11 protein-coding genes are annotated in these 13091 nt (G+C 46.3%); 10 read left to right on the top strand and 1 reads right to left on the bottom strand.

What is annotated here, in order from left to right; translation table 11 throughout:
* The first annotated feature begins 10 nt into the window (after window positions 1-10).
* From IT233_09240 to IT233_09270, 7 genes are all read left to right on the top strand, one after another.
* A complete protein-coding gene (locus IT233_09240; GenBank protein MCC7302814.1) occupies window positions 11-214 on the top strand; it encodes a hypothetical protein in 204 nt (67 codons plus the stop codon).
* 11 nt (window positions 215-225) lie between these two features.
* A complete protein-coding gene (locus IT233_09245) occupies window positions 226-2160 on the top strand; it encodes a T9SS type A sorting domain-containing protein (protein ID MCC7302815.1) in 1935 nt (644 codons plus the stop codon).
* Between the two features lie 485 nt (window positions 2161-2645).
* Entirely contained in the window at window positions 2646-4403 is a 1758-nt protein-coding gene (locus tag IT233_09250; GenBank protein ID MCC7302816.1) for an ABC transporter substrate-binding protein, read from the top strand.
* 40 nt (window positions 4404-4443) lie between these two features.
* The gene (locus tag IT233_09255; protein ID MCC7302817.1) at window positions 4444-5868 is read left to right on the top strand and encodes an ABC transporter permease; all 1425 of its coding nucleotides are present in this window, start codon (window positions 4444-4446) and stop codon (window positions 5866-5868) included.
* Window positions 5869-5871: 3 nt separating this feature from the next.
* Window positions 5872-7215 (top strand): ABC transporter permease, encoded by a 1344-nt coding sequence (locus tag IT233_09260; protein ID MCC7302818.1) that lies wholly within the window; start codon window positions 5872-5874, stop codon window positions 7213-7215.
* Window positions 7216-7222: 7 nt separating this feature from the next.
* Entirely contained in the window at window positions 7223-8113 is an 891-nt protein-coding gene (locus IT233_09265; protein ID MCC7302819.1) for a 3-hydroxybutyryl-CoA dehydrogenase, read from the top strand.
* Window positions 8113-9819 carry a M23 family metallopeptidase gene (locus tag IT233_09270; protein MCC7302820.1) on the top strand — a complete coding sequence of 569 codons (1707 nt, stop codon included), beginning with the start codon at window positions 8113-8115 and terminating at the stop codon, window positions 9817-9819. Before IT233_09265 ends, IT233_09270 begins: the two co-directional genes overlap by 1 nt.
* Here the strand turns inward: IT233_09270 and IT233_09275 are convergent.
* Window positions 9806-11296 (bottom strand): SLC13/DASS family transporter, encoded by a 1491-nt coding sequence (locus IT233_09275; GenBank protein ID MCC7302821.1) that lies wholly within the window; start codon window positions 11294-11296, stop codon window positions 9806-9808. The two genes, IT233_09270 and IT233_09275, sit on opposite strands and share 14 nt — an antisense overlap.
* Window positions 11297-11338: 42 nt before the next feature.
* On the opposite strand from IT233_09275, the gene IT233_09280 reads away from it, so the two are divergent.
* The 3 genes from IT233_09280 to IT233_09290 all read left to right on the top strand — a co-directional run bounded on the left by IT233_09280 (window position 11339) and on the right by IT233_09290 (window position 13061).
* The gene (locus IT233_09280; GenBank protein ID MCC7302822.1) at window positions 11339-11665 is read left to right on the top strand and encodes a hypothetical protein; all 327 of its coding nucleotides are present in this window, start codon (window positions 11339-11341) and stop codon (window positions 11663-11665) included.
* Window positions 11662-12603: a methionyl-tRNA formyltransferase gene (locus IT233_09285; protein ID MCC7302823.1), complete on the top strand. Its 942-nt coding sequence runs from the start codon at window positions 11662-11664 to the stop codon at window positions 12601-12603. Before IT233_09280 ends, IT233_09285 begins: the two co-directional genes overlap by 4 nt.
* Window positions 12604-12785: 182 nt before the next feature.
* Window positions 12786-13061, top strand: coding sequence for an HU family DNA-binding protein (locus IT233_09290; GenBank protein MCC7302824.1), 276 nt, complete (start codon window positions 12786-12788; stop codon window positions 13059-13061).
* Window positions 13062-13091: the final 30 nt, after the last annotated feature.

Below are 13091 nucleotides of genomic sequence, written 5' to 3' on the forward strand. Positions count from 1 at the left end.
ATAAATTAACATGAAAAAAGAAATAGCAAAATTTTTATGCGGCTTAACCGCATGGGAATCTATCGTTCATTTGTCATTTGGGTTGAGCGGAAATTTACCGTTCACCATTTTTGGAATCACCTTAACTCCGGCAATAAATACCATGCAAATTATTATTCCTGCAATAATATCCTTTTTGTTGGGGTACTATGCTTGGCGCAAAAACAGAAACTAAAAATCTACAAAATGAAAAGCCAAATTTTACTCATTGGATTTTGCGTGACAATGTTCTGTAAAATCCTTCCCTTAAAGGCGCAGCAATTATTCCAGAGCAATCAACTCTATGAAATTGCGAATACCGAAAATAAAGCAAACGCTTTTAAGATAAATCCTACTCCGCAGAATTTGATTACGGATTACAAAATCAACTATCATCTCTGTCGTTGGCAAGTTGACCCGGCAATAAATTACATAAAGGGAGCAATCACAACTTATTTCAATCCGCAGGCAGCTGGGTTTGACACTATTCTTTTCAACATGAGCGATTCATTGGTTGTAGATTCGATAAAATACCACAGTAGTTCCCTTTCATTTTCTCAATCTGCCAATGTACTTTCCATTCCGCTTCCTTCCACAGTAGGAATAAATGTGCAGGATTCCATAACCGTTTTTTATCAGGGCATTCCTCCAAGCACAGGGTTTGGTTCATTTGTAACAAACAATCACAACGGCACCCCTATACTCTGGACACTATCTGAACCTTACGGAGCAAGCGACTGGTGGCCCTGCAAAAATGGCTTGACCGATAAAATTGATTCCATTGATATTATCATCACTACTCCTTCCCTGTATCGCGCTGCAAGTAATGGAGTATTGGTGAGTGAAATGCTAAATGGACCCGATAAGATTTACCAATGGAAACACCGTTACCCGATTGCAACTTATTTAGTTTGCATGGCAGTTACAAACTATGTCCAATACACTCATGTTGTTCCTTTCGGCACTTCAAATACTACTGTCCTGAATTATGTATATCCTGAAGATTCTGCTGCCGTTGTAAATCAAACCCCCGTCATTATACCGATTATGCAGTTGTTCGATACACTATTCGGAGTATATCCCTTTGTTGATGAAAAATACGGTCACTGTCAGAATGGCTGGGGCGGAGCAATGGAACACCAGACATTCACTTTCACCGGGGCATTCGGCTTTGAGCTTTTGGCGCATGAACTCGCCCATCATTGGTTCGGAAATAAAATCACCTGCGGCTCATGGGAAGATATTTGGCTCAATGAAGGGTTTGCAACCTACCTGTCAGGGCTATGCTACGAACATATTGCTCCTGCATGGTGGATGGCATTCAAAAGCGGAAGGATAAATAACATCACCAGTTTACCCGATGGTTCTGTATGGTGCGATGATACAACCGATGTGAACAGAATTTTCAGTGGTCGGCTCACCTATGCCAAAGGCGGAATGATTCTTCATCAGTTGAGATGGGTGATTGGCGACAGTGCATTTTTTGCAGGCATGAATAATTACCTGAACGATACGACTCTCGCATACAATTTTGCTTATACTCCGAACTTTAAGGCGCACATGGAAGCAGCAAGTGGACAAAACCTCACATGGTATTTTAGCGATTGGTATTGGGGGCAGGGATTTCCTTCCTATCAAATCCAATGGTCGCAAGTCGGTAATATCATTACGCTTACCGTCAACCAAACGCAATCCCATCTATCTGTGTCATTTTTTGAATTGTCGCTTCCGATTCAATTAAAAAACCAAACACAGGATACCATTGTCCGGCTGAATCATACTTTTTCGGGGGAAACCTTCACCCTCAATATTCCGTTCACAGTTGATTCCATAAAATTAGACCCCGACCTATGGCTCATTTCAGCCAACAATACGATAACATCGGTAAATGAAAATGAATTTTTGAACAACATTTCTATTTACCCAAATCCCACAAATAGTTATTTGCAAATCAAATTGTCTCTACCTCAAGACAAAATGCTCATACAGTTTTTTGATGAGACAGGGAAGAAAGTAAAAGAAGTTAACGCAGACAGAAAAGGAGAATTAACTATAAATATTGAAGACCTCTGTTGCGGAGTCTATTTTATTCGATTTTCTGGTGAGAATAAAACATTTACAAGAAGAATTGTTATTGAATAATCGAGGATAACATTGAGACTTTATTCGCTCGCGGATTGTGGAACCGCGTGGGACTGTATTAAGGAGCTTTTAGGCGGCTTTCAGGGTTAAGCACTTGATTTCCATAGGTCGTATGGTCAAAAACCATTAGAATGGCTTTTTTGTACCTTTGGGCTGTCAAAAATAGGTTCGTCTAAGTTGTTTTCTATAAACTCAATTATTAACTCTAAATCTTGGGGATTCAGGTTCGAAGTGTGAACCTCCTTTCCCGCAAAGATTTTTTCGATTGAAAAGATCAGTCGCCCTCACCGGGTCTACGCCTCAGGTATCTCATCTGATAGCCTGCACTGAAGCTTAAATACCTTTTTACGCAGCCCTTAACGATTCTCATTGTCTATCAATATGTTAGACTCGTTCCCCAGAATGTGATTTTCGTCTAAATCACACGTTTGAAGGCGGCTGAATGTTATATTTGCAATCCTATTCAATCTTTGATCTAAACGGCTATGACTCAATACCTCAGGAAGATTTTTGCAGGGCTCGCAGTACTCCTCTCCGGCATTTTGGTTTTGAATTCGTGTACTGACTACGTTCCAAAAAACAATGAAGTACGGATCCATGAACTTTCCGACGCAGACAAACTGAACCCGGTGACGTATTCCGATGCCGGCGCAGGATATATCATTAGAAATATTTTCATGTCGCTTCTTGAGATCGACTTTGAAACACTGGAACTGCTTCCCGGACTGGCGGTGTCGCGACCAGAAATGAGTAAAGACTCATCGGGCAAACTGATGATCACATACAAACTGCGTCCGGAAGCCAGATGGGATAACGGCAGCCCCATTACTGCTAAGGATGTTGAATTCTCTGTAAAAGTTCTCAAAGTGCCGAAAGTAGATAATGCTCAGAACAAGCCTTACTATGAGTTCATCCAGGATATGATTTTCTTTCCTGACGATCCGCTGAAATTCACTTTTATCTGCAATCAGGCCTACCTGCTTGCGGAAAGCTCTTCCGGCGATTTTTCCATCCTGCCATCTTACAAATACGATCCTAAAAATATTCTTGCCGGTTACTCGATTGTGCAGCTGAACACAGATGCGGAAAAACTTCTGAACGACCCAGCACTTATCGAATTTGCCAATGAATTTAATTCGGAAAAATTTCAAAGAGAAAAGGAATTTGTTGAAGGCTGCGGACCCTACAAACTGGCGGAATGGACCACCGGCCAGCGTGTGGTGATTGAACGTAAGACAAACTGGTGGGGAGATGCTCTGGAATCCCTGTCCTTTCGCTTTCAGGCCTATCCACAAAAAATCATTTACACAACAATCAATGACCAGACCACGGCCCTGGTTTCGCTCAAGGCCGGAAACCTGGATGTGATGCGAAGCATAAAGTCCAAGGATTATGCGGAGTTGCCAAAATCGGAAAAGTTCACGCAGAACTTCAACGCCACTACACCAAAACAGCTTGCCTATACCTATATCGGGCTGAATCTCAGAAAAAAGTGCTTTACCTCAAAAAAAACCCGCCAGGCACTCACACACCTGCTCGACGTGGATAAAATGATTGAGACCATTAAGTACGGACAGGCCCAGCGGGTGATAGGTCCAATCCATCCCTCCAAAACGGATTATAACACCAACATTGTTCCTTACACCTTCGATCCTGAACTGGCAAAAAAAATGCTCGAGGAGGATGGTTGGAAAGATACCAACGGCGACGGCACTATTGACAAGATGATTGACGGGGAACGGGTAGAATTTAAAGTAGTCTTCACAATAAACTCCGGCAACGATGAGCGAAAATCAACTGCGCTGCTCTTCCAGGAGAACGCGCGGAAAGTCGGAATTATGGTTGATGTATTGCCTCAGGACTGGGCGGTTTACCTCGACAAACAGAAAAAACACGAATTCGATATGTTTTTCGGAGCATGGATCGGCACGCCCGTACCCTGGGATCCCAAGCAGATCTTCCATACCGAATCCGCCAACGACGGTTCGAACTACGTAAGTTTCGGCAATGCAGAATCCGATGCGGTGATTGATAGTATCCGTTTTGAGATCGACGAAACCAAACGAAGGGTTCACTACATGAAACTGCAGGAAATCCTGCATGATGAAGTGCCCTATATTTTCTTGTGGGCTCCGTATGAGCGGATCGCAATTCACAAGAAATTTACGAATGCGAAAACCTATGTTATGCGTCCCGGCTATTGGGAAGCAGGATTTAAGCTTGCGCAGGATAATCAGAAATAGTTTTGTACGTTAACATTTCTTTCACGCAGAAGACCAGGTTATGCTGAAGTATATTTTGAAAAGGCTGCTGATCTTCATTCCTACGCTGATCGTTATTTCTCTTCTTACGTTTGTGATCTCTCAAAAAGCACCGGGAGATCCTGTTGAGAATATGCTTAACCGTAATCAGGGCGGAGAAGGACAAGCGGCTGCCAAGATCGCGGGAGAAAAAGCATACATGCGCAAGCGTTCGGAACTGGGTCTTGATCTCCCGGTTTTTTATTTTTCCATCTCCAATGCCACTTCAACCGATACCCTCTACCGAATCCCCAAATCCTCACACAGAGAAACACTGGAACGACTCGCATGGGACTACGGCAACTGGGACCATGTAGCTACCTACTACCGCTCCGTGAGATCTTTTGAATTGGATCTTTATAATTTCAATAAAACTCCGAGCACCGCTGAAACCATCACCAAGGTTAAGGAATATGTGAACCTGTTGTACCTGACGTATGAAGAATCGAAGATTAAGTCTATTCTCAATAACATAGAATCCGAGTTCCGTGGAACAAAATCCTTTCTGGATCTGAACGGCGGATTTAATTCGATCCGCAACACATTTGAGAATATCGTTCACAGTCAGAACATCAGTAATCGCTATATTCCCAACGTTCATTGGTACGGCTTTAATAATCAATATCACCGATGGTTCTTCCATTTCATCCAGGGAGATTTCGGCATCTCATACCAGGATCAGCGGCCCGTAAGTTCTGCATTGTGGGACGCCCTTAAAAACACATTGTCTATTTCCCTGCTATCCATCCTCCTCGCCTACCTTCTTGCAATACCGCTGGGGATCAGCACTGCTGTCCATAAAGGAACACGAAAAGAAAAGATCATCACCACCACCTTGTTCATTTTATACTCCCTGCCGGTATTCTGGATCGCTACGCTCACCGTTTTCTTTTTCTGCTGCGGCGATTACTGGTGCTGGTTTCCCGCACCTGGAACGGCCCCTATTCCTGAGGATGCGCCACTGCTGTATCAATTCGGGGAATGGCTCTATCGCATGGCACTGCCTCTCCTCTGTCTTACCTACGGCAGTCTGGCCTTTATTTCCCGCCAGATGCGGGGAGGAATGATCAACATACTGGGGCAGGATTTTATACGTACTGCCCGTGCGAAAGGACTGGAAGAGAGCAAGGTGGTCAATAAGCATGCTTTGCGAAACTCCCTTATCCCAATCATCACACTTTTTGCCAATGTGTTTCCGGCAGCTATCGCCGGTTCCATTGTGGTGGAGCATGTGTTCAACATTCCAGGCATGGGAAAACTCACCATTGATGCCATCAATGCCAGAAACTACCCTGTGATTTTTAGCACCATGATGTGTACCGCCGTTCTAACCATGATCGGCAACCTGGTGGCAGACATCCTGTACGCGATGGTGGATCCGCGCATCTCATTCACTTCCAAGAGCTGATCCATGAATATTCTCAGGCGTATTTTGTTTCCCTTCTCCTCTGGCGATAAAGCGCTGGAGAAAATACAGGAAAAAACCGACCAGAGCTTTTGGGGTAATGTAAAAAAGCAATACCGGCGTAACCGCCTGGCCATGTTTGCCTTTTATTTCATTGTCTTCCTTGCCTCCATAGCTCTGCTGGCTGACTTTATTGCAAATGAAAAACCCCTCGCCTGCTCCTACAAAGGAAACACCTACTTCCCTGTATTCCGATCTTATGCTGTAGATCTTGGCATTAGCAACTGGCCCGCAGACCTGCAAAACGCTACGTGGAAGGAACTGGAATATGACTGGGTTGTATTTCCGCCGGTTCCCTACCTGCCGAAAAACACCGATGTTGCTAACTCGCAGTTTAAAAGTCCGTTTGACGAACAAGAGGTAAAATCCTGGCGATGGAAACACCACCTGGGCACCGATGACATCGGACACGACGTGTTATCCAGTATGATCCACGGAACACGAACGGCAATGCTGGTAGGACTCATATCCATGTTCATCGCATCTATGATTGGTATTATTCTCGGGTCGCTCGCGGGCTATTTCGGTGATCAGCGGCTGAAAGCCTCCCGCGCATCCATCCTATTCATAATCCTCTTTCTTCTTTTTGGCCTCTTTTACGCATTTAGCTCACGCTCTTACATTCTGTCTGAATCTTTCTCGCAGGGATTAAGTGTTTTCTTTGTTCAACTACTCCTTAGCCTTGTTATACTGGCAGCATTTCTTGGCATGGGATACCTGGTTGCTAAACCCTTCAAAAAGATACCATTCCTTGGAGTAAAAGTGAATATTCCCGTGGACATTATGATCTCCCGGCTATTTGAAGTCATGTACTCCATTCCAACGCTGTTCCTTATCATTTCTATTTCTGCCATTATCGAGAAGCCCAGCATTTATGTGGTAATGGTGATTATCGGTTTTACTTCCTGGCCGGGCATCGCACGTTTTATCAGGGCTGAACTGCTCCGCGTGCGAAGCCTTGAATATATTGAAGCAGCGCAAGCCATGGGATTTTCAGAATTCCGCATCATCTTTAAACACGCCATTCCCAACGCGCTTTCTTCTGTGTTCATTGCGCTGGCGTTCGGAATTGCTTCCGCTATTCTGACAGAGGCCTTCCTGTCCTTCCTCGGCGTAGGTGTTCCCCCGGAACAACTCACCTGGGGCACATTGCTGGCGATGGCACGAACCACGCCCACTGCCTGGTGGCTGGCCATCTTCCCCGGGTTCGCCATCTTTATCACTGTCACCATTTTCAACCTTGCGGGCGACGGATTAACCGAAGCGTTGGATCCACGTTTGCGTAAATAATTCTACTATGAAAAACATTACAATCATCGGTTCCGGCACCATGGGTAACGGAATCGCGCATGTATTTGCGCAAAATGGGTTCAATGTCAGCCTTGTGGATATTTCAGAAGATGCACTGAAAAGAGCCTTGGCAACTATTGGGAAAAATCTGGAACGACAGGTGGCAAAAGGAAGCCTGACAGAAGATCTGAAAAAAACTACCCTGGCTAATATTAAAACCTTTACCCGGATGGAAGAAGGTGCAGCAAATGCCGACCTGGTTGTTGAAGCCGCCACAGAAAATGTGGAAATAAAGCTGAACCTGTTCCGTCAGCTCGATACCATCTGTCCGCCGGCAGCCATTCTATCCTCCAACACATCCTCTATTTCTATCACGCGGATTGCCTCAGTTACCAAGCGACCGGAACAGGTTATCGGGATGCACTTTATGAACCCCGTACCCGTGATGAAACTGGTAGAAGTAATCCGCGGCTATTCAACCTCCGACGCTGTGACCGCCACCGTGATGGAAACTTCACGTAAGCTGGGAAAGATCCCTGTTGAAGTAAACGACTACCCGGGGTTTGTTGCAAACAAAATTCTTATGCCCATGATCAACGAGGCGATCATAACGCTTTATCAGAATGTGGCCGGAGTGGAGGAGATTGACACGGTCATGAAACTGGGAATGGCTCACCCGATGGGTCCCCTGCAGCTTGCTGATTTCATCGGACTGGATGTGTGCCTTTCCATCATGAGAGTACTGCACGATGGTTTCGGAGATCCGAAATATGCTCCCTGTCCGCTTTTGGTGAATATGGTCACAGCCGGGCATCTCGGTGTTAAAAGCGGCAAAGGATTTTACGTTCACACCCCGGGATCCAAGGAGCTGGTGGTAGCCCCGCAATTTAAAAAATAGTGCGGAACAGGTTAACGCTGTTCATTCTCCTGTTCTACGCTACCGGGATGATTTCCCAGGTTATCCCTAATTCTTTTCGCTGGCCCGTGGATACGGTCGTTACTATTACAGGAGGCTTCGCTGAAATCCGGCTCAATCACCTGCATTATGGAATCGATCTGTCAACCGGCGCAAGGGAAGGACTAAGAATTGTGGCGGCAGAAAACGGATGGATATCAAGAGTAAAAATCGGGAGCGGCGGATATGGAAAAGTGATCTATGTGGATCATCCAAACGGTTATACAACGGTTTATGCCCACCTGAGATCCATTGAAGACAGCATCGGCATATTCCTGCGCCGCAAACAATTTGAAGAAAAAAAGTTTGAAATAGAGTACCGCCCATCGAAAAACGAATTTCCGGTAAAGAAAGGACAACTCCTCGGGTATTCGGGCAATACGGGATATTCCGCAGGACCTCATCTGCACTTTGAGATCAGGAGAACCTCCACTGAAAAGATAATCAATCCATGTTTGTTCGGCCTCTTACCGCCGGACACTGTTGCACCTGAAATTGAATCCATAGGACTGGATCCGCTGAGTCCTGTTACCACGGTTAACGGCTTGCCTGTTTCAGGTAAATTCAAAGTAAAAAAGAAAAAAGGTAGCTGTTTTCCCGTGATAAAGGACACCCTGGAAGTGCATGGAAGTGAGTTTGGAGTGGCCCTGAGGTGCTGGGACAGAACCAGTAAAAAGAACAGCCGGAACGGCCTCTATAAAATGGAGATGTATCTCGACGGAGTATTGCACTTTTCCTACCGCTGCGACAGTTTCTCCTTTGATGAATCACGGGCTGCAAATGCACATATGGACTATAGTTATTTCATAAATAAAAAAGAACTTTTTGAAAAATGTTATCACGATCCCTGTGATCCGCTTTCAATCTATACTGAAAAAAAGAACCGGGGTGTTATCCGGATCATAAATGCCGGAGTGCGGATCATCCGGATAGAGTTGTCGGATTTCGCAGGCAATAAAACCCGGATTGAATTTCCGGTCAAAGTCAGTACGGGGGATGAATCCGGCTCCCGCGCACCGGAATACCGTATTCGTTGCGACAGTACCTACGCCCTCTCACACGACCTATACAAGGTAGTCTTCCCCGGGAATACTTTCTATAACCACCAGTTCGTTCCACTCGTGGCGCAGAGAAAATCAGGTATTCCCCTTTGCTTCACAACGGGGCTGGCTGTTTTTCTTCCGGGAGTTCCTGCACATGAATCATTCGAAATCAGCATGAAACTGCCCGAGACGATTCCTATACCTGAAAACAAACTCACACTGGTGAGGGTGGATGAAAAAAACAAGCGTACCTGGGCAGGTGGCACTGTCAGAGAAGGATGGATCAGCGACCGGATGAGAACATTCGGAACCTACGCCATATCCTACGATACCGCGGCTCCAAAAATAAAAACACCGCCCGTTGCTGGATGGAAAATAAAATCCGGTAAGCCGGCCGTTTTTCCTGTAGCAGATGATCTCAGCGGACTTCAGGAATGGAGCATTGAGCTGGACGGCCAGTGGATACTCAGCGAATATGAGCCAAAGACCGGAATACTGTTCATTCCTTCAGATCTCCTCAAAAAAGGAAAATTTCCAATCAGGATCCGCGTATCAGACAAACTACTGAATGAACGTGTACTTGAATCCTTTCTTACGGTGTACTGAAAATCGTTTGGCCGAGCAACCAGGCAAACAGTGTAACAAGCACTATACCCGCAAGATCCAGAAGCAAGCCGGCTTTCAGCATTTCTGTTGCACGGAATTTCTTTGCACTAAACACAATCGTATTCGGGGCAGTGGCCACCGGCAGCATAAATCCGAGTGAGGACGCGAGCGTTGCCGGAATAAGAAGATAAAGTGCAGTAACACCCATGCTTTGGTGGAACGCCAGGAGTACCGGGATCATCAACTGAATACAGGCTACATTGGAAGCGAACTCAGAGATCACACAAATCAACGCTGTCATCAACAACAAGAACCACAGTGGATCCCATGTAGCAAAAGCGCTGAGTGCGGTAGCCATCCACGCGCTCATACCACTAAGTTCCATTCCTTTCGCAAGAGCGAATCCCCCGCCAAAAAGAAGAATAATCGCAAAGGGAAAGCGTTTCAGCTCGCTTACAGTAATAAGCCCCCCCTTCTTTCCGGAAGGAAACAGCAAAAGAAAAAGTGCCCCTGCCGTTGCAGGTAAAAAATCGTGATTCAGGAAATGCAGGTCCGATTTTGCAGGAAACAGGTCACCCCATCCGTTCAGCGTAAACCAATCCGTCCGGATGCCGCTGCGTGTGAACCACGCTACCACAACCATAAGAAACGTGATCCCAACAATTATTTCCTGTTTAGACCAGGGGCCGAGCGCTTTAAGATCGCTCAGGAATGTCGCAGATTTTATACCCGTTGAACCGAACTTTCGTATAAACAGCAGGTAAAGAATCAGAAAACATACCCCCAGCAGTAGAAGAGACAGCGGGACAGCAAAAAGCATCCATGATCCGAAATTTACTCCAGGTTCAGGTCCAAAGGCTTCGGTAATTTTTCCGTAAAAAATCATATTAGTAGGTGTTCCTACCAGCGTAGCCATCCCTCCAATCGTGGCAGAATAGGCCAGGCCGAGAAGCAGGGCAGTATAAAATGTCCTTCCCTTTGCTTCCGGAGTTCCTTCGGGCAACGCTTCTCCCGCTACCGCCAGTACGGCCGGCAGCAGCATCATAACCGTAGCGGTGTTCGATATCCACATTGAGATCAGGTAGGTGGAGAGAAGAACACCGGCCAGCACTCCACCAGGGCTGTTTCCGAACCGGCAGAGGAGATACAATGCAATCCGCCGGTGAAGGTTCCACCGCTCCAGCGCCAGGGCAATAACAAACCCACCGGCAAAAACAAAGAGTATTCTATCGGAATATTCCAGCAACACCTCTTTAAATCCGGCTATCCCAAGGGCAGGAAGGGCAATCAGAGGAAGCAGGGAGGTAAGTCCAAAATGCACCGCCTCGGTAAGCCACCACCAGGCCATCCAGACTGCAATACCGGCCATCCAGGTCACCTTCCGGTCACCTGGAACCAGGTCGAACAGGGTCCAAACCAAAACCGCAAAGGTGGGGCCCATGGCAATCAGGAATGACTTTCTGAAGGAAGGTTTCATGAAGAATGATAAATTTACGGCATAATCCAAACCAGAGAGCTTATGAACAAAATTATCTCCCGCACACTTCTCCTTCTCCTGATCGCTGTTGCCATTCATTCCTGCTGTGCAAAGAAAGCACCACCCGAACCGGATTATGCCGCCCTGGGTTATAAAAAAGCGACCGTGATCAATTACGCACTGGACGGATGCATGTGGATGCTGGAAATGGAGGATAAGACAAAGAAAGAACCGCAGAATCTTCCGGAAGACTTCCGGGTGGAGAATAAAGCCGTATGGGTCAAATTCAAGCCCGCTAAAAAGGGGAGCATGTCTATCTGTATGGCCGGCGAGATGGTGGAAATTGAAGATATTAAGAGCCGAAATTGAAGATTGTTTTTTTTGGGACACCGGAGTTTGCAAAGACATCGCTGGAAGCACTGCTGAACGCGGGAATGGATGTGTGTGCTGTAGTAACGGCTCCGGATAAGCCGGCAGGAAGAGGGAAGCAACTCAGCGCCTCTGATGTTAAAAAATTTGCAGCAGAGAAAGGACTGAAGATTCTTCAGCCGGCCAATTTAAAAGACGAAGGATTTCTCGGGGAACTGCGCGCGCTCAATGCCGGCCTGTTCATTGTGGTAGCATTTCGTATGCTACCCGAAGCCGTATGGAAAATGCCAACAAAGGGAACCATTAATCTTCATGCCTCCCTCCTGCCCCGCTACCGCGGAGCTGCACCCATTAACCATGCCATTATGAATGGAGAAAAGATTACCGGTGTAACAACTTTTTTCATCCGGGAGGAGATCGACACCGGAAATATCCTTTTCAGAGAAGAAGTACCCATTACGGAAGAGGATGATGCAGGTACCCTGCACGATAAACTAATGCGGGCCGGAAGCGGGCTGGTTATACGCACCGCCAGGGCGATCGAGAACGGATCAATCCAACCCGTTCCCCAATCGGAACTGGCATCGGGTGAATTACCTGTGGCACCAAAAATATTCAAAGAGACCTGCCGCATTCGCTGGACTGCAACTGCTGCCGATCTGCATCGTTTTGTACGCGGACTCTCACCCTACCCTGCGGCCTGGACCGAATTTCACTGCGGGAGTAACAGCATCCTTCCTGTGAAGATCTTCCAGGTACGAACATCTGACCACCGGCTTAAACCGGGAGAGATCTTTTGTGAGGGAGGCCACATACTCATTGGATGCGGGGAAGGGAGTCTGGATATTCTCTCCCTGCAGGCTGCCGGTAAGAAACGTATGCCCGCGGCTGATTTCCTCCGGGGGTTCTCCTTCCCGGATCAATCCTTTGCAGTATGAATAAGGAATCCTTACAAAATGACAAAAACCCCTGTTTTCAATGGTTTCAGGGGCAATTTGTTAACAGGTAATGTGCATTTATGAACAATAAAATCTTTTCCTGCCGGGGTATGTAAAGCGGTATGCACTTTCCTATATATTTGCGATCCCTTTTAAAACGTGTAACAAAAACTTTTACCTCTATGAACAAAGCCCAGCTTATTGATGCCGTTTCTGCCGAAGCGAAAATCTCTAAATCTGATGCACAACGTGCGATTGATTCCACCCTGGATTCCATTACAAAGGCGCTGAAAAAAGGAGAACGTGTTGCCCTGGTTGGTTTCGGATCTTTTTCCGTGACCAAGCGTGCCGCCCGTACAGGAAGAAATCCCCAAACCGGAAAAGAAATCAAAATAGCCGCTAAGAACGTTGCCAAGTTCAAAGCCGGTGTGGAATTATCCAGTGAAGTGAACAAGTAATCCCTACCCTGTTTTCATAACCCATCCCGA

Source organism: Bacteroidia bacterium (assembly GCA_020852255.1).
GTDB lineage: Bacteria > Bacteroidota > Bacteroidia > JADZBD01 > JADZBD01 > JADZBD01.